The sequence below is a fragment of the Variovorax sp. TLI9-5A genome, from assembly GCF_056867935.1.
The window spans coordinates 5,051,707-5,068,513 of record NZ_CP200310.1 but is presented as its reverse complement, the minus strand read 5'-3'; the positions used below and the strand labels follow the sequence as shown (position 1 = coordinate 5,068,513).

The 16,807-nt window shown below is 65.8% G+C and carries 16 protein-coding genes; 8 read left to right on the top strand and 8 right to left on the bottom strand.

Features of this window, described 5'->3' with window-relative positions; all coding sequences use genetic code 11:
• Positions 1-12: 12 nt before the first annotated feature.
• The 5 genes from AC1VNX_RS24000 to AC1VNX_RS23980 all read right to left on the bottom strand — a co-directional run bounded on the left by AC1VNX_RS24000 (position 13) and on the right by AC1VNX_RS23980 (position 6,333).
• Positions 13-1,032, bottom strand: coding sequence for a sugar ABC transporter substrate-binding protein (locus tag AC1VNX_RS24000; RefSeq protein ID WP_483160149.1), 1,020 nt, complete (start codon positions 1,030-1,032; stop codon positions 13-15).
• A gap of 121 nt (positions 1,033-1,153) precedes the next feature.
• Positions 1,154-2,617 carry a xylulokinase gene (gene xylB, locus AC1VNX_RS23995; protein WP_483160148.1) on the bottom strand — a complete coding sequence of 488 codons (1,464 nt, stop codon included), beginning with the start codon at positions 2,615-2,617 and terminating at the stop codon, positions 1,154-1,156.
• A gap of 34 nt (positions 2,618-2,651) precedes the next feature.
• Positions 2,652-4,193, bottom strand: a complete 1,542-nt coding sequence (glpD, locus tag AC1VNX_RS23990) for a glycerol-3-phosphate dehydrogenase (protein WP_483160147.1) — start codon at positions 4,191-4,193, stop codon at positions 2,652-2,654.
• Complete coding sequence (locus AC1VNX_RS23985; RefSeq protein WP_483160146.1) at positions 4,190-4,996, bottom strand: HAD-IIB family hydrolase; 807 nt, start codon at positions 4,994-4,996, stop codon at positions 4,190-4,192. The genes glpD and AC1VNX_RS23985 overlap by 4 nt, the downstream gene beginning before the upstream one ends.
• 2 nt (positions 4,997-4,998) lie before the next feature.
• Positions 4,999-6,333: a sn-glycerol-1-phosphate dehydrogenase gene (locus AC1VNX_RS23980; protein WP_483160145.1), complete on the bottom strand. Its 1,335-nt coding sequence runs from the start codon at positions 6,331-6,333 to the stop codon at positions 4,999-5,001.
• 189 nt (positions 6,334-6,522) lie between these two features.
• Here AC1VNX_RS23980 and AC1VNX_RS23975 point away from each other — a divergent pair, with 189 nt between their 5' ends.
• Positions 6,523-7,518, top strand: coding sequence for a sugar-binding transcriptional regulator (locus tag AC1VNX_RS23975; RefSeq protein WP_483160144.1), 996 nt, complete (start codon positions 6,523-6,525; stop codon positions 7,516-7,518).
• Between the two features lie 251 nt (positions 7,519-7,769).
• On the opposite strand, the gene AC1VNX_RS23970 is transcribed toward AC1VNX_RS23975, so the two are convergent.
• The 3 genes from AC1VNX_RS23970 to AC1VNX_RS23960 form a co-directional block, all read right to left on the bottom strand.
• Positions 7,770-8,057, bottom strand: coding sequence for a hypothetical protein (locus AC1VNX_RS23970; protein WP_483160143.1), 288 nt, complete (start codon positions 8,055-8,057; stop codon positions 7,770-7,772).
• Between the two features lie 577 nt (positions 8,058-8,634).
• On the bottom strand, positions 8,635-8,841 hold the full coding sequence (locus tag AC1VNX_RS23965) for a hypothetical protein (RefSeq protein ID WP_483160142.1): 207 nt from the start codon (positions 8,839-8,841) through the stop codon (positions 8,635-8,637).
• A gap of 9 nt (positions 8,842-8,850) precedes the next feature.
• On the bottom strand, positions 8,851-9,132 hold the full coding sequence (locus AC1VNX_RS23960; RefSeq protein ID WP_483160141.1) for a hypothetical protein: 282 nt from the start codon (positions 9,130-9,132) through the stop codon (positions 8,851-8,853).
• 51 nt (positions 9,133-9,183) lie between these two features.
• Here AC1VNX_RS23960 and AC1VNX_RS23955 point away from each other — a divergent pair, with 51 nt between their 5' ends.
• From AC1VNX_RS23955 to AC1VNX_RS23925, 7 genes are all read left to right on the top strand, one after another.
• Positions 9,184-9,444 (top strand): hypothetical protein, encoded by a 261-nt coding sequence (locus tag AC1VNX_RS23955; protein WP_483160140.1) that lies wholly within the window; start codon positions 9,184-9,186, stop codon positions 9,442-9,444.
• 196 nt (positions 9,445-9,640) lie between these two features.
• Positions 9,641-11,236 (top strand): class I SAM-dependent methyltransferase, encoded by a 1,596-nt coding sequence (locus AC1VNX_RS23950; RefSeq protein ID WP_483160139.1) that lies wholly within the window; start codon positions 9,641-9,643, stop codon positions 11,234-11,236.
• A gap of 60 nt (positions 11,237-11,296) precedes the next feature.
• Positions 11,297-13,033, top strand: a complete 1,737-nt coding sequence (gene ggt, locus AC1VNX_RS23945) for a gamma-glutamyltransferase (RefSeq protein WP_483160138.1) — start codon at positions 11,297-11,299, stop codon at positions 13,031-13,033.
• 61 nt (positions 13,034-13,094) lie between these two features.
• Positions 13,095-13,844 carry a pseudouridine synthase gene (locus AC1VNX_RS23940; RefSeq protein ID WP_483160137.1) on the top strand — a complete coding sequence of 250 codons (750 nt, stop codon included), beginning with the start codon at positions 13,095-13,097 and terminating at the stop codon, positions 13,842-13,844.
• 112 nt (positions 13,845-13,956) lie between these two features.
• On the top strand, positions 13,957-14,961 hold the full coding sequence (locus AC1VNX_RS23935; RefSeq protein ID WP_483160136.1) for a YncE family protein: 1,005 nt from the start codon (positions 13,957-13,959) through the stop codon (positions 14,959-14,961).
• Positions 14,945-15,766: a polysaccharide deacetylase family protein gene (locus AC1VNX_RS23930; RefSeq protein WP_483160134.1), complete on the top strand. Its 822-nt coding sequence runs from the start codon at positions 14,945-14,947 to the stop codon at positions 15,764-15,766. Before AC1VNX_RS23935 ends, AC1VNX_RS23930 begins: the two co-directional genes overlap by 17 nt.
• Before the next feature lie 27 nt (positions 15,767-15,793).
• Positions 15,794-16,768 (top strand): sterol desaturase family protein, encoded by a 975-nt coding sequence (locus AC1VNX_RS23925; RefSeq protein WP_483160132.1) that lies wholly within the window; start codon positions 15,794-15,796, stop codon positions 16,766-16,768.
• The last annotated feature ends 39 nt before the right edge of the window (positions 16,769-16,807 follow it).

The window sequence follows — 16,807 nt, the reverse complement described above, 5'->3', positions numbered from 1 at the left end:
TTTTGCGGCGGATCAGACAGCGCGCGTCCATCCGAGTTGCGCCGCGCGACCAGGTACGTCGTAGTCGTCCGGTATCGCCTTGGCCAACATTGGTTGCGTCACCGCGTAAGTCGGCGTGATGACGGTGCGCGGCGTCTTCTTGCCGGCCTTGAACTGGTGTGCGTAGAACACGCTCAGATAGGCCATCTCGTAGAAGCTCTGGGCCATCGACAGCTTGAGCTGCGAGTTGCCCGCGATGTAGTTGAACGCCTGCGAGCCGCCGTCGATACCGGTGAGTATCAGATTGGGCCGTTCGGCCGCGCGCGCGGCCAGCGTGCCTTCGACGGCAGCCCCGTCCCAGGCGCACCAGATCGCGTCGAGATTGCCGTTCGCGGTCAGGATGTTGTCGACTGCTTGGCGCGGCGTCACATTGCCGGCCAGCGCGAAGGCCCAGTCGGCGACCACCTTGATGTCGGGGTAGGCGCGCAACGCCCATTCCATGCCGAGCGTGCGCTGGTCCCAGCTTTCATTCTGCGGCAGCATGACCCGGGCAATACGCCCCTTGCCTTTGAGCTGCTTGGCGATGAAGTCAGCGCTGAAGAAGCCCATGCCGAAGTTGTTGGACATCGTGGTGGTCTTGACGTCGGCGCCAGGAACCATGCTGTCTGCGGTGAAAACGGGGATGCCGGCCTTGATCGCGCGCTGCACAGCAGGCGCGATGGCCACGGCGTCGGCCGGAGTGATGAAGAGCACGTCGGGCCTGGACGAGATCAGCGAGTCGATCTGGTCCGACTGTTTCTTGGCATCGAAGCCCGCGTCGGTCATCGAGAGGTTGCCGCCGAGCTCCTTGACCGCGGCCTTGAAGCCTTCCTGCAGATGACGACCGGAGTCGTAGGCAGTCCATCCGAGCGCGGCTGCGAACTTGTAGTTTTTCGCCTCGCTGGCGGCCATGGCGCTGCGCGCCATCAGCGCCTGCGACACCATCAGCGCGGTCGCAGAACCGAGCAACGTACGACGACTGATTCCTGAACCTGTTTCATTTTCCTTGGCCATTCCTGTCTCCTGTCTTTCTGGGTGTAAATCCATGCGCATGCATGGGCTCTGATCACGGACCGAGGACGCGCCCGTCGTTCGGGTATGTCCGACGATGTGCCGTGAATTCACATCGAACGCTTCAGTGGACGCAGGCGATGCGCACGGGGGTGTAGAGCTCACGCCAGCACTCGAAGGCTTCGCGATAACCTTGCACAAGGTTCGGGTCGGGCGCGATCACCCGGTCGATGACGGGTCGCAGGAGCACCGAGGCCGGATCGGCGCCGCTGGCTGCGATCATCCCGAGGCGAGCGGCGCCGAAGGCCGCGCCGAGCTCACTCGATGCCGGCACCGCGAGTTCGACGCCGAGTGTGTCGGCCAGCATCGAGAGCCAGACAGTAGAGCGGGAGCCACCGCCCAGCGCGAGCAGTTGGCCGAAACTGGCACCGTTCTCTCGGAAGCCGGCGGCCGCCTGCATCATGGCGAAAGCCACGCCCTGCATAACAGCTTGCGTGAGCGCAGCGTCGTCGCAGCGGTGGTCGATACCGACGATGGCGCCGCGCACTTCGGCGTCGTTGTGCGGCGACCAGCAGCCATCGAGGAAAGGCAGGAACTGCAGTCGGGTCGCCGGCAGTCGCGTGCAGCCAAGACTGGCGACGATCTCCATCGCCGGCCGCTTGAGCACGCCAGCCAGCCAGTTCAGACAGGAGGTCGCTGACAGGATCACCGACATCTGCGCCCACCGTCCGGGCACCGAATGGCATAGTGATTCGACGTCGGTTTCGTTGCTGAACTTCGGTTCGTCGGTCACTACGAACAGCACGCCCGAAGTACCCAGCGAGATGTTTCCGTTGCCCGCATGAATCGCACCGGTACCGCAAGCGCCGCAGGCGTTGTCGCCACCGCCACCTGCGACCACTGGCCGGCGTTGCATTCCCCAGCGCGCTGCGACGTCCTGGCGAAGTTGCCCGCTGACGGCTGTCCCTTCGACCAGCCGCGGCATGTGGCGGCGATCGAGCCCGGTCGCATCCAGCAGGCTGTCCGACCAATCGCGGCGCGCCAGATCGAGCCAGAGTGACCCCGACGCGTCTGCCATGTCTGAGACCTTCTCGCCGGTCATCAACATACGCACATAGTCCTTGGGCAGCAGCACGCTGCGGATTTGGCTGAATATCTCTGGCTCATGGCGCGACAGCCACGAGAGCTTGGGCGCGGTCACGCCCGGTGTGGCGCGTCGTCCCGCGATGCTTCGCAGCCGCGGCTCACGCCGCTCCATGTCCAGGCACTCCGCCGACGAGCGCGTGTCGTTCCACAGGATGCCGGGACGCAACGGGCGATCGTGCTCGTCGAGCACAGTGGCGCCGTACATGTGTCCCGACAGACCGATGCCGGAGACCGCCGACAGTGCACTGGCGTGACTGTCGGCGAACTGGTCCACTGCTTCGCAGACTGCGTCCCACCACATCGCGGGATCCTGCTCAGACCAGCCGCGCTGAGGTCGCGAACACAGAAGAGGCCTTGATGCCGCGGTACCCACGATGTGCTGATCCTCGTCCATGAGGAGCGCCTTGACGCCGGATGTGCCAATGTCGATGCCGAGATACATGCTTGTCTCCTGTAGTTGGAATCCACTCTTCGGTTCAATCGCAGGTTGCTGCCTCGTTCGCCTCAAGGTAATTGGCAACACGTTGACGTTCTTCGGCCGTCATATGGAGCCCCAGCTTGCTGCGTCGCCAGAGCACGTCTTGCGCAGTGCGCACCCATTCGTTTTGCTGCAGATAGTTCAACTCCGCCTCGGTGAGGCCCGCGCCGAAGTCTTCGCCGAGCGCCTCAGCGGAGCGCGCACCCTCAAGAAAGCCGCGCGCATCGGTACCGTAGTAGCGCGTCATCCGCGTCGCCTGCTGTGCGCTCAGGAACGGAAAGTCGGCGCGCAGGCGTGCCGCTTGCGTCGTGAATTCCTGCGGCGTGAAGTTGCCTCCGGGCAGCGACTGTCGGCCGGTCCAGCCGCGGCGCCGTACCAACTGCTCCCGCTGCTGGACGCTCACGTGAGGCTCAAGCCGCGAAATGACGGCCTCGGCCAGGCGCCGGTAGGTCGTGATCTTTCCTCCGAACACCGACAGCAGCGGCGCACCACCCTCGGTATCGAGTTCGAGCGTGTAGTCGCGCGTCGCTGCCTGTGCCGCGGAAGCACCGTCGTCATACAGGGGGCGTACGCCTGAATAGCTCCACGCCACGTCCGCCGGCACGACCGCTCGGCTGAAATGTGCGCTTGCCACGCGGCACAGGTACGCGACTTCCCCGGGCGACGCCTGCACCCGTTCCAGTGAGCCGTCATAGTCGCGATCGGTGGTACCGATCAGCGTGAAGTGGTCCTCGTACGGAATGGTGAACACGATGCGGCCATCGTCATTCTGGAAGATGAAGCAGCGATCGTGGTCGTAGAGTTTCTTCACCACGATGTGGGAGCCCTGCACCAGTCGCACGCGGCCTTTCGGTGGCCGGCCTGCCACCTTGTTCGCCACCTCGGAGGCCCAAGGCCCGGCGGCATTGACGAGGATGCGGCAGCGCACAGCCTCCTCCCGGGTGTCGTCCGAGCCGGGCACCGTGGCGCGAGTCCGCAAAGTCCATAGGCCGTCGGCCGCTTTTGCCGAGACGCAGCGCGTACGGGTCCGAATTTCGGCGCCGTGTCGCCGCGCGTCGATGGCGTTGAGCACCACCAGCCGCGCGTCCTCGACCCAGCAGTCCGAGTACTCGAAGCCCGTGCGAAAAGCTGGCCGCAGCCCCTGCGACAGCGGGCCGCTCGACAGGCCTACCGGCAGCGTGCCGGGCAGCGCTTCCCGGCCACCGAGATGGTCGTAGATGAAGAGGCCCGTGCGCAGCAGCCACTTGGGCCGCATTCCCCTGGCGTGCGGCAACACAAAGCGCAGCGGGCGCACGATGTGCGGCGCGATGTTCCACAGCACTTCTCGCTCCTTCAGCGCCTCGCGCACCAACCGAAACTCGCGGTGCTCCAGATAACGCAGCCCGCCATGCAGCAGCTTGGTCGAGGCCGACGAGGTGGCGCTGGCGAGGTCGTCGCTCTCACAAAGGAACACCTTGAGCCCGCGGCCTGCGGCATCGCGCGCGATACCGCACCCGTTGATGCCGCCACCGACGATGGCAATGTCGTAGACCCCGGTCATGCGCGCACCGCCTTGGCCGTCAGCAAGCGCTCGGCGATCTCGACGAAGCCTGTGCCTCCGCGGCCCTCGGCGACGAAGGCCGGCAACGCAATGCCGGCGTGCTCGTAGGCGCGGATGTTGGCCACGCCGCACGAGTACGGGAAGTAGGCGAACATCGGACTGTCGTTGGGGCTGTCGCCCACAAACAGCATGCGCGCCTTCTCGGCCTCGAGGTCCAGGCCCAGCACGTCGTCGGCGAACAGGCGGGTCATCGACAACTTGTCGTACTGGCCGAACCAGCCATTGACGTGGATGGAAGACAATTTGGCCACCGCGCCCGACTCGGCGAAGATCGCGAGCACCCGATCAACGGCCTCGTTGGGCAGCGGATCGACATCCTCGCAGACGTCGATCGCCAGGTCGGCCTCGCGGTAGAGCTGGTCCGACGCGATGCCCGTACCTGGCACCTCGCGCAGGATGCGCGCCTGCAGCGCGTCAAGCTTGAGCCTGTTGACGCGCCGTTCCTCGGCACCCGCCACGAAGCGCTGTACCAGCTTGCGGGTTTCCTTGCGGTAGCTGAAATAGAAGGCGCCGTTTTCTCCGACGATGCCCTTCACCGGCCACAACCGCGCGATCATGTCGCACCACCCGGCTGGCCGGCCGGTGATGGGCACCACGTCGATGCCGATTTCGCTCAGTCGCTGTAGCGCCAGGTATGCCTCGGCGGGCAGGCGGCCTTCCAGCGTGAGCGTGTCGTCGATGTCGGTGAAGACCGTGTGGATCTCTGCCAGCCGGTCGGTGGGGATCTGTGAGACGGGACGCATGCTCAGCACTCCTCGCGCGCGAAGTCGTCCAGCACGCCCATGTCGGCGGCCAGGTCGAGAAAGGAATAGCGGTCGCGGATCTCGCGGCCGTAGCGCACCGCATCGCGGTAGAGCCCCACGTCCATGCCCAGTTCGGCCGCTGTGGTCCCGCCGCCGGCCGCGCGCAGGTGCTGCGCCAGCGTGGCCGATGGGACCAGCATTGCGGAGAGTTCTTCGCGTAGGCCGGGCCACAGCTGAGCCAACTTCGCGTTGAAGTCGGCGCAGTCGGCCTCATTGATCGCCTTGCGACGGCTCGCCGTCAGGCAGCCCGAGATCGCCGCCGCCGGGTAGCGGCGGCGCATGCCTTCCTCGTCGATGACGGTCGGGCGGATCCGTGGCGCACGTGTCTCGGCGAGCAACCGCTCCTGCAGCCGCGCCATCGTGATCGATGCCAAACCGACCTGTTGCCCATGCACGGTGCCCGGATGGCGGTCGCCCGCGAAGCTGTCGATCCAGTGCGAGATGGTGTGCTCTCCCATCGAGCCAGGGTGGCTCATGCCGGCCATCGCGATGCCGAAACCACCCAACGTCAGCAGCCGGTGCAGGTAGCCGATGGCCTCGGGGTCCCGTGCGCCAACGCCGCTCGAACGCCGCAGCAGCTCGGCTTCGTCATCGGCCTGCAGCACAAACGGCGCACCCTGATAGGCGGTACCGAACAGCCTATGCGACAGGTACCAATCGACCTGTGCGGTGCCACGGCAGATGGCGTCACCGAAGCCCGAGGCGATCAGATAGGCCGGCGCGCTGCTGTTCACGTTGAGGTCGATGAATACGCCACGCGCGCCGTGTGCCGCCTGCGTGGTCTTCAGGCCCGAGCGCAAGGTGATAGAGGCCGTGGTCGAGGTGTAGCCGTTCATCGACGGCGCGGTGCCGAACACGCAGTAGGGCCGGCCGTCCCTCGCCGTCACGTACTTGCACAGGTCGTTGATGGTGCCGGAGCCGACGGCCACCACTGCATCGGCCTCGCGCACCCTCTCGCGCAGGTCATCGACCTGGTTCTCGTCGGCATGCGGCGCGTCGAGCACCACCACGATGGTGCCGTCGCCCAGCGCGTCGGCGACCGCGCGGCCCTGTACTTCCCAGGTGTTGGGATCGCACACCACTGCATAGGTGGAGGCGGGCATCGCAGCACGCACGAGCTGCGCCTCGGCGCCCGCCAGACTGCGGGCGATCACGATGCGGCCGAAAGGCACGGTGGCGGGTCGGCCTGTGTCAGGACTGATCCAGTTTCCTGCGGTGACGTCGTCGATCAGCCGGCTCCAGCGCGGCTCGACCCTGAACATTTCGGACATTGCCATGACCATGACTGCTTTGCCTTTCGGTAAGAACTTCAGCTTGGTTGGCATTATTTTGTGATGCCTGGCAAACGTCACGAGGGTTTTTGCCTAGTGTGGCAAATGCCAGATTTCCGGTATCCGCGAAGAGGCCTGTCGTGAGGGCCTAGGGTCGTGCTCCCATAATCGAAGGCTTGTCAACGGAGGATCGCCATGCCAAGGATTGCGCCTGGAACTGCGGAGACGAGACGTAGCGAGCCAGTCATCAGCGCGATCCAGTTCGCGCTGGATCCCGTCTTGTCGGCCGCATGGCTCTATTACGAAGAAGGACTGAAGCAGGAGCAGATCGCCAACCAGTTCGGCATCTCGCGCGCCTCTGTCTTCAACCTGCTGCAGAAAGCGCGGGACGACGGTGTCGTCAGCGTGAAGATCGACCTGCAGCGCATGGAACTGCTGCACCTGGCCAAAGAATTCCGCGAACGGACTGGTATCGAAGAGTGCTTTGTCATTCCGAGCCAGGGCAGCGACGGCCCGCTGTCAATGCGCATCGCGCGCTTCGGCGCGCGCCTGCTTGAGCGGCGGCTTAGGAACGACAGCGTGCTGGGTGTGGCCTGGGGGCGCACGGTGATGGCGCTGTCGCAGCAGATGACGCAGCAGGATCTGCCAGGAGCGACGATCGCGCAGATCACCGGCAGCTCCATCGCGACCTACGACTTCTCGCCCGAACTCTGTACCTCGAATATCGCGGTCAAGGTCAATGCCCGATCGGTCAACCTGCATGCACCGGGCATCGTGTCGAGCGCGAATATGAAGACGTTGTTGATGCGCGAGCCTATCCTGGAGCAGCACTTCCGATTGCTGCGCTCGTGCAGCATGACGCTGTTCGGCGTGACCAACGTCGGCAGCGAGACGCTGCTTAACGACAGCGGCTTCATGTCGACGCAGATACTCGATGAATATCGCGAGCGCGGTGCCGTCGGATTTGTCTCGGGTTACTTCTTCGATCGAGAAGGTCGTGCCGTACTCACCGAGGTCGACGACCGGCACATCGTCATGCCGCGGGAGGACTTCTTGGAGGTGCCGATGCGCATTTGCGTGGGCGGCGGGCTCGAGAAGATCGAAGCGATCGCATCGATGATCCGGGGTGACTACGCGAACGTGCTAGTCACGGACGAGGACACGGTCCGAGGCGTGCTGGGGTTGGTCTAAGAATCGACAGGAATCGAAGGGTACGCCAAAACCCGCATGGATCCTTGAAGTTGATATCTCGAGGGGAGGATCCAGGAGAGGTCCGGAAGGTTGAGAAGGAACGGATCAAACTCGAGGCAGCGAACACCTTCGAAGCGGTGACCCGTACCTGGCTGAGCAAGACCGCCGCGAAGCGCGAGCCCATCGGTAGACCCCAGCGCCGTGAGGCGCGCGGCACAGGCCTGTGCCTGCCGCCGCGCGGCATCATCACCTCAGTGCAACTCGCCTTGAATCGTCGGCTGCAAGACCTGATTGCGCGCGGCGATGTAGCTGGCCAGCGCTTCCAGGGCGCGCGAGCTGACGAGCCAGCCCGAGATCTTGCGTGTACGGGTCTCGGCGTGATACTCGAGCCGCAGAGAGGAACTCAGCGCGTGCATGTCATAGCGCTGCGTTACCGCGATCACGCCCTGAATCGGCACTTCCGTATTGACCAGCGCACCACGGACGACAACGCGATCCGCGAACACTTCGATGCGGCGCTGGCGCAGCCACAGTCGCAACCGACCACAAACCCCAGACGGCCAGCGAGAGAATGCCAAAGGGCGCGACGTAGACGTGAAACGGGCTGGTGCGGAGGACGTCGCCAGCGCGCACGGTCGGTTGGCTCTGTTGCATGTGATCTCCCTCGTGTTCAAGTCCACTGCAGCATAGCTGGCGGCTCGAAGGGAGTGGCCGATTCGACCATGAACGACTACGCGGATGTCACCGAGCCCTGATCAAAGGGTTGGGCTGCCCTCGCGGCACCCTGGTCTAGAGGCTGCACTTCAAGCGGATCGCAAGGGCTGCTGATCTGGTTCCCGTCGAACCTTACCCGCAGGAACGGGCCGGATGCGCCAGCCACCGTGCCCAATCTGCCATCACACAGGACGCGACTTCCTCTTTCGAGATCGAGTCCGTGCAGCTCGCAAATCTCCTTGATGCTCATCTTTGTTGCTCACAGATTTTATTTGTCAGCAAATTGTTGATGAGGGGCAGGAACACGTCTTCTGCCGGGATTTGCCCGCGAACGTAGGACAGGTGCCTGGAGCTATGCGCCGCGCTCGCCGCAATGCACGGCGATGGCTTCGCCAGGGTGCGTCAGTAGCACTGGAACAGCACGCCCTGTTCCGCCGGAGCCTTGCCGAGCCAGCGCGGCGTCTTGTCGCGCGCATCGCAGTAGTCCGAGGCCTGGACGTAGGTCATGGCACGCAGCACGCCTTCCCGGACTTGCGTCACCTCGTTGGGGGGAGTCGAGCAGCCGGCGACGAGGACCAGGGCAAGCGGAAGCAGTGTGCGCCAATTCATCGCGGCATTCTAAGACCGTGGATCGTTGGAGCTGCGCCCGCGCCCGGGGTAGAGGTACTTGAAGTACTCGCCGGACTGGCCGAACAATTGCCGCGCCAGCTGCACCGGGTCTTCGCCCTTGTGCTTCTCGTAGAGCACCGGGCCCCAGATGATGAAGCCGTCGATGCTGAGGCTTCTCGGCGATGGCTCGATGGCCTTCCATGCGTGCGCGAATTTCGAGATCCAGGCGAGCGCTTCCTTGAGCGCGTGGTTTGGTGAAGGCGGGGAGGTCGTTTCTTCGGTCGGAGACATTGTGGGCATCCTTGCTGAAAAGACTGTATGAATATACAGTAAACTATGCCCATGGAAAACATGCCCGCCACGCTCTGGATCGCCGCTTGCGCGCATCGGCTGCAGCAGCAGTGGCATACCGTGGACGCCCTCGAGCTGGAGGACGTCGCGCGGGGCCTGTGGCGAGATGCGCGCCTGCGCGCCATGTGGCCGGAAGATGCCGCGGCAGACTGGCTCCGCCCGGTCGCCCGTCCGGCCGAATGTTCCACCCATCCCAGTTTCTCCTTGACGGGTAAACCGTCCCCCGCTGGTCAACCTGTGCGGGGGCCTTGATGCAATGCCAAGCAGATAGGCTTTTCACGCCCGGCCACACGGCCGGGCTTTTTTTATTGCGCGACGGCCTGTTGTCGTGAAGCCCAGCATGGCTGCGCTTCTTTTTGCCCGGACGCACGGCTATAGTCGGCCAGCACTGTCACATTGCAGTCGTCTCTGCCTCCTGCTACCCGCCCAGATCCCGAAAAGGACGCCCGTGCCGGATTCCCTGACTTCCGAGTTGACCAGCTACTACGACACGGTGCCCTACGACTCGCATCCGTTCCCGCAATCGGCGATGGAGCATCTGGAAGGGTTGGCCTTTCTCTTCGGTCTCGACGTTCCTCCCCCCGCAAAGGCTCGCGTGCTGGAACTCGGCTGCGCCGCCGGCGGCAACCTGATTCCCTTCGCGGCACGCCATCCCGAGGCGCGCGCGGTCGGTGTCGACCTGTCGACGGTACAGGTGGCGCAGGGCGTGGCCGCCATCGCGCGTGCGGGGCTCTCGAACATCGAGCTCAAGGTCTTCAATCTTGCGGACATCGATGCCTCGTTCGGCCAGTTCGACTACATCGTCTGCCACGGTGTCTACAGCTGGGTGCCGGGCCCGGTGCAGGACGCGATCCTGCGCATCTGCAGCGAGAACCTCGCGCCGAACGGCGTGGCCTATGTCAGCTACAACGTGTACCCCGGCTGGAAGGCCCGCGAGATCGTGCGCGACGCGATGATCCTGCGCGGCGGCCCCCGCGACACGCCCGAAGAGAAGCTCTCCTATGCCCGCGGCATGCTCGACTTCCTCGAGCAGTCGGCCCGCGCCGACAGCGTGCTCAAGAAGACGCTCGAAGAGGCGATGCCCATCGTGCGCAACGCCAACAGTTCCTACCTGCTGCACGAGTTCCTCGAGCCCTGCAACGCGCCGTGCTACTTCAAGGAATTCGTCGCGCGCGCGCAGGCTCGTGGCCTGGCCTACCTCTGCGACGCCGAGCCGTCGACGATGTTCGTGCAGAACTACGGCGAGAAGGTGCGCGATCCGCTGCTGCGCGAATGCGGCGGCAGCCAGGTGCTCATGGAGCAGTACCTCGACTTCCTGGTCAATCGCACGTTCCGCCAGACGCTGCTGGTGGGGCAGTCGCACGCCACGGACATCCGCTACAAGCTGCAGCCCGCGCGCATCCGCCAGCTCGAACTCGCCGGCATCTTCAAGACCGAGGACGGCACCGCGCTCGCCCTCGACGCGCGCGAGCAACCCTGCAATGCGCAGCGCGGCCTCAAGGTCACGATGCGGCTGCCGGTGCACAAGGCGGTGGCGCATCTGCTCGACATGCGCTATCCGGCCTCGATGTCCGCCGGAGCGCTCATCGAGGCCGTGGCCGGGCTGCTGGGGCAGCCTGTGGCGGCGGTCGAGCCGGCTGTGATGGCCATGGCCGAGGAGCTGCTGATCCTCGGCGCCTTGCGCTTCAGGCGCTCGCCGGTGCTCACGGCCGAAACGGTTTCCAGCCTGCCGCAGGCGCTGTCCGCGGTGCGGGGCTCGGTGGCCCTGGTGGCGGGCGCCAGCGTCGCGGCCAGCACGTGCAACCAGTGGCACGAGCACGTGACGGTGTCGCTGCTCGAACGCAGCCTGCTGCCGCTGCTCGACGGCACCCATTCGCACGAGGCGCTGGCCGAGCATCTCGAAGCCGAGGTGCGCAGCGACCGGCTGCGCTTCGTCAAGGACGACAAGCCGCTGACCGAGCCGGCGGCTGTCAGGGAGTTCGCGCGCCAGCAGGTCGCGATTGCGCTCGATGCCCTGCGCCGCAAGGCGCTGCTCACGGCCTGACCCGACCGGCGAGACGAACACACAACAGATTCTTCAACACGCTCTAGAGGAGACTTCTACATGCAACAAATCCACTGGACTCCCAAGCTGAGGGGTGCCGTAGCGGCGGTGCTCGCGCTGGCCGCGGCCGGCGCGTCGAATGCCGCGTCGGTGGCGCCCGTCGCGGCCGAGAACGGCATGGTCGTGAGTGCCCAGCACCTGGCCACCAAGGTCGGTGTCGACGTGCTCAAGCGCGGCGGCAATGCGGTCGACGCGGCGGTGGCCGTGGGCTACGCGCTGGCGGTGGTCTACCCCGCGGCCGGTAACCTCGGCGGCGGCGGCTTCATGACCGTGCAGCTGGCCGATGGCCGCAAGACCTTCCTCGACTTCCGCGAGAAGGCGCCGCTGGCTGCCACGGCCAACATGTACCTCGACAAGGACGGCAACGTCATCAAGGGCCTGAGCACCAAGGGCCACCTTGCCGTGGGCGTGCCGGGCAGCGTCTCGGGCATGGAATACGCGCGCGAGAAGTACGGCACCATGAAGCGCGGCGACCTGCTCGCCCCGTCGATCCAGCTGGCCGACAAGGGCTTCGCGCTGCAGCAAGGCGACATCGACCTGCTCGCCACCGCCACGGCCGACTTCAAGGAAGACCCGGCCTCGGCCGCCATCTTCCTGAACAAGGGCGAGCCCTACAAGGTGGGCGACAAGCTGGTGCAGAAAGACCTGGCCAGGACGCTGCGCGAGATCAGCACCAAGGGCACCGACGGCTTCTACAAGGGCTGGGTCGGCAGTGCCATCGTGGCGTCGAGCCAGGCCGGCAAGGGCCTGATCACGCAGGCCGACCTCGACCAGTACAAGACGCGCGAAATGGCTCCGGTGGAATGCGACTACCGCGGCTACCGCGTGGTGTCGGCGCCCCCGCCGAGTTCGGGTGGCGTGATCATCTGCGAGATGCTCAACATCCTCGAGGGCTACCCGCTCAAGGACCTGGGCTACCACTCGGCGCAGGCCGTGCACTACCAGATCGAGGCCATGCGCCACGCCTACGTGGACCGCAACAGCTACCTGGGCGACCCGGACTTCGTTAAGAACCCGCTCGAGCGCCTGCTCGACAAGGGCTACGCCGAGAAGATCCGTGCCGTCATCGATCCGAAGAAGGCCGGCGTCTCCAAGGACATCAAGCCCGGCGTCGCGCCGCACGAAGGCAGCAACACCACCCACTACTCGATCGCCGACAAGTGGGGCAACGCGGTCTCGGTGACCTACACGCTGAACGACTGGTTCGGCGCCAAGGTCACGGCCGCCAAGACCGGCGTGCTGCTGAACGACGAGATGGACGACTTCACCTCCAAGGTGGGCGTGCCCAACCTCTACGGCCTGGTGCAGGGCGAGGCCAACAAGATCGAGCCGGGCAAGCGCCCGCTGAGCTCGATGAGCCCGACCATCGTGTCCAAGGACGGCAAGCCGGTGATGGTGGTCGGCACGCCGGGCGGCAGCCGCATCATCACCGCGGTGATGCTGACCATGATCAACGCCATCGACTACGGCATGAACGTGCAGGAAGCCGTCGACGCGCCGCGTTTCCACCAGCAGTGGCTGCCTGACGTGACCAACGTCGAGGCCTACGCGTTGAGCCCCGACACGCGCAAGATCCTGGCCGACATGGGCCACAACCTGGGCGTGCCGCAGCCGGCCAACCACCTGGCGGCGATCATCGTCGGCGCGCCTTCGCTGGGCGGCAAGCCGGTGGGCAACAACCGCTTCTACGGCGCCAACGACCCGCGCCGCAACACCGGCCTGGCGGCAGGCTACTGATCCTGCGGCAAACTCGAAGGCGGCCGTACCCTTGGCGGGGCGGCCGCTTTTTTCTTTTCCCATGCATCTGCAAGACATCCTCTATACCCAGGGCTTCGGCACGCGCCGCGTGTGCGCGGGGCTGGTCCAGCAAGGCCACGTGAGCGTCGGCGGCGAGGTGGTGGACGACCCGTTCGCCGACCTGGAACCCGAAGGACTCCACTACATCGTCCAGGGCACCCCGTGGGAGTACCACGAGAAGGCCTACCTGATGCTGCACAAGCCCGCCGGCACCGAGTGCTCGCAGAAGCCATCGACCTACCCGAGCATCTACACGCTGCTGCCGTCGCCGCTGCGGCTGCGGCCCAACAAGGGCGCGGTGCAGGGCGTTCAGGCCATCGGCCGGCTCGACCAGGACACCACCGGCCTGCTGCTCCTGACCGACGACGGCCAGTTCATCCACAAGATGGGGTCGCCCAAGCACCATGTGCCCAAGGTCTACGAGGTGACGGCGAAGCACCCCGTGGACGAGGCGCAGATCGCGAAACTGCTGGCCGGTGTGGTGCTCGACGACGATCCGAAGCCGGTGCGCGCCGCCGCCTGCGAGTCCGACGGCCCGCTGCACCTGCGGCTCACCCTCACCGAGGGCAAGTACCACCAGGTCAAGCGCATGCTGGCGGCGGTCGGCAACCGGGTGGAGGGGCTGCACCGTTCGCGCATCGGCGAGCTGGCGCTGCCCGCCGGGCTCGCGCCCGGGCAGTGGCGCTGGCTGACCGCCGACGAGGTGGCGGGCCTGCGCGCGCCCGCCAAACCTGCCAAGGCGTTGAAATAGAAGGGAAAAACGCGAGGAAAACGCTGGGAAATGGGGGAAAAGGGCACGCTTCCGGTCAGCCAGTCTTAAGGGCCGGCCGTTAACATTCCGAACTCTCTCCCGGAACCTTCCCTTGCGACTTCCTGCCCGACCGAACGGCCGCCTCGCGGCTTTCCTGCTTGCCTGCATGACGGCCTTCGCGGCCCATACCGCCGCCGCAGCGCCAGAACCCCCTCCGATCTTCGTGCTCAACTCGCTGGACGCGAACGTGAGCGTGATCAATCCCGTCGACTGGACGGAAAAGCTGCGCATTCCCACCGGCAAGGAGCCGCACCACATCTACATGACGCCCGACGAGAAGTCGGTCATCGTGGCCAATTCGGCGGGCGACTCGCTGACCTTCCTGAACCCCCGTACGGCGGAAGTGCAGCGCGTGGTCTACGGCATCATCGATCCGTACCAGCTGCAGTTCTCGCGCGACATGAAGTGGTTCGTCACGGCCGGCAACCGGCTGAACCACGTCGACGTTTACCGCTGGGACGGCAAGGACCTGAAGCTGGCCAAGCGCATCGCCAGCGGCAAGACTCCCAGCCACATCTGGATCGACAACACCAGCACCATCGCCTACGTGACGATGCAGGACAGCGACGAGATGATCGCCGTCGACCTGCCCACGCAGACCATCAAGTGGCGCACCACCACCGGCGCCATGCCGGCCGACATCTTCGGCGTGCACAACGACAAGACGCTGCTCGTGGGCCTCACCGGCAGCGACGGCGTGCAGGTGTTCGACGTGGCCGGCGCCGAGCCCAAGCTGGTTGGCAAGATTCCCACCGGCAAGGGCGCCCACGCCTTCCGCTCGGCCGGCGACGGCAAGAGCGTGTTCGTGAGCAACCGCGTGGCCAACACCATCAGCCGCATCGACCTGGCGACGCTGAAGGTGATCGCCACCTATCCGGTGCCCGGCGGCCCAGACTGCATGGATGTTTCGGCCGACGGCAAGACGCTCTACGTGACTTCGCGCTGGGCCAAGAAGCTCAGCGTGGTCGACCTGGCCAGCAACAAGGTCGTGCGCCAGGTCAACGTCGGCCGTTCGCCGCACGGCGTGTGGACCCTGGACCATGCCAAGCGCATCTAGGCGCACCGGCCTGGCCGTCGCCGCATCCATGGTCGCCCTGGCGGCGGCGCTGTCGCCCGGCGCCTGGGCGGCGCAGGAGCCAGCCGCCTGCGAAAAGCCCGTCTACCTGACCTTCGACACCGGCCACATGGGCATCGCCCCGCTGGTGGCCGACGTGCTCAAGCGGCAAGACGTTCGCGTCACCTTCTTCGCCGCCGCCGAGCGCACCCAGACCGACGGCGACAGCCTCGACGACCACTGGGCGCCGTGGTGGAAGGCGAGGGCGGCCGAGGGCAACGAATTCGGCTCCCACACGTACGACCACGCCTACTGGCGCGCCGACGTGAAGGGCACGCCGCCCGCCTTCCGCATCAAGCCCTCGGCCGGCCCGCAGAACGGCAAGGAATCGACCTGGAGCGCGGCCGAGTACTGCGCCAACATCAAGAAGGCCTCCGACCGGCTGGCGGCGGTCACCGGCAAGAAGCCGTTGCCGCTTTACCGCGCGCCGGGCGGCAAGACCTCGCCCGCGCTGCTGGCAACGGCCGAAGGCTGCGGCTACAAGTACGTGGGCTGGGCGAGCGCCGGCTTCCTCGGCGACGAGCTGCCGAGCGAGAAATTCAGCAACGCGAAGCTGCTGACACAGGCGCTGGACACCATCCGCCCCGGCGACATCCTGCTCGCGCACCTGGGTATCTGGTCGCGCAAGGACCCGTGGGCGCCGGCCAACCTGGAGCCGCTGATCGTCGGCCTGAAGGCCAAGGGCTTCTGCTTCCGCACCTTGCGCCAGCATCCGGACTTCAAGGCCTGGATCGCCTCCCATCCCTGAACGACTGAACGACGAGTTTTCCTGATCGTGATCGACTGGCTGACAGACGCCTTTTCCGCCATGCAGGGCTGGTTCTTCGAAACCGCCGTGCAGCCGCTCGTCTACGCCGTGGGCCTGGGCGGCTGGACCGAAGACGCCTTCGACGCCACCGGCTGGCTGCTGGTGGGCGTAATTCAGATCCTGGTGCTGCTGGCCATCATCGGGCCGCTGCAGCGCTGGCGCTCGGTGGAGCCGGTGGTCGACCGCCACGCGATCCGCATCGACGTGCTCTACACGCTGATCCACCGGCTCGGGCTGTTCCGGCTGGCGATGTTCTTCACGCTGCAGCCCTTCTTCGACGACGCCATGGGCGCGCTGCGCACGGCGGGGTGGGGCACCTTCCACCTCGACGAAGTATGGCCCGGCGTGACCGACGTGCCGGTGGTCGCCTTCGCCATTTACCTGGTCGTGCTCGACTTCGTCGGCTACTGGATCCACCGCGGCCAGCACCAGTTCAACTGGTGGTGGGGCCTGCATTCGCTGCACCACTCGCAGCGCCAGATGACGATGTGGAGCGACGACCGCAACCACCTGCTCGACGACATCGTGCACGACGCGCTGATCGTCATCGTGGCGCAGCTCATCGGCGTGGCGCCCGGGCAGTTCATCGCATTCGTCGCCTTCACCCAGCTCAGCGAGAGCCTGCAGCACGCCAACCTGCGGCTGAGCTTCGGCGCCATCGGCGAGCGGCTGTGGATCAGCCCGCGCTTCCACCGGCTGCACCACAGCATCGGGCTGGGCCATGAATCGAAGGGCGCCAGCACCCTCGGTGGCCACAACTTCGGCGTGCTGCTGCCGTGGTGGGACATGCTCTTTCGCACCGCCAACTTCGAGGACCGCTACGACCCGACCGGCATCCGCGACCAGGTCGAGCCGCGCGCCGACGGCAGCGTGCGCGAATACGGCCGCGGCTTCTGGGCCCAGCAGTGGCTCGGCCTGAAGCGAATGGTCGGTCGCGGTTGAGGGGCACCCCGCCCTGAAGGGCTCGCCCGAGGCGTTATC

What these genes read in the sequence shown, in the direction of transcription:
- AC1VNX_RS24000 (WP_483160149.1), bottom strand. Translation starts at nt 1,032, where the DNA reads ATGGCCAAGGAAAATGAAACAGGTTCAGGAATCAGTCGTCGTACGTTG.
- xylB (WP_483160148.1), bottom strand. Translation starts at nt 2,617, where the DNA reads ATGTATCTCGGCATCGACATTGGCACATCCGGCGTCAAGGCGCTCCTC.
- glpD (WP_483160147.1), bottom strand. Translation starts at nt 4,193, where the DNA reads ATGACCGGGGTCTACGACATTGCCATCGTCGGTGGCGGCATCAACGGG.
- AC1VNX_RS23985 (WP_483160146.1), bottom strand. Translation starts at nt 4,996, where the DNA reads ATGCGTCCCGTCTCACAGATCCCCACCGACCGGCTGGCAGAGATCCAC.
- AC1VNX_RS23980 (WP_483160145.1), bottom strand. Translation starts at nt 6,333, where the DNA reads ATGGCAATGTCCGAAATGTTCAGGGTCGAGCCGCGCTGGAGCCGGCTG.
- AC1VNX_RS23975 (WP_483160144.1), top strand. Translation starts at nt 6,523, where the DNA reads ATGCCAAGGATTGCGCCTGGAACTGCGGAGACGAGACGTAGCGAGCCA.
- AC1VNX_RS23965 (WP_483160142.1), bottom strand. Translation starts at nt 8,841, where the DNA reads ATGAATTGGCGCACACTGCTTCCGCTTGCCCTGGTCCTCGTCGCCGGC.
- AC1VNX_RS23960 (WP_483160141.1), bottom strand. Translation starts at nt 9,132, where the DNA reads ATGTCTCCGACCGAAGAAACGACCTCCCCGCCTTCACCAAACCACGCG.
- AC1VNX_RS23955 (WP_483160140.1), top strand. Translation starts at nt 9,184, where the DNA reads ATGGAAAACATGCCCGCCACGCTCTGGATCGCCGCTTGCGCGCATCGG.
- ggt (WP_483160138.1), top strand. Translation starts at nt 11,297, where the DNA reads ATGCAACAAATCCACTGGACTCCCAAGCTGAGGGGTGCCGTAGCGGCG.
- AC1VNX_RS23940 (WP_483160137.1), top strand. Translation starts at nt 13,095, where the DNA reads ATGCATCTGCAAGACATCCTCTATACCCAGGGCTTCGGCACGCGCCGC.
- AC1VNX_RS23930 (WP_483160134.1), top strand. Translation starts at nt 14,945, where the DNA reads ATGCCAAGCGCATCTAGGCGCACCGGCCTGGCCGTCGCCGCATCCATG.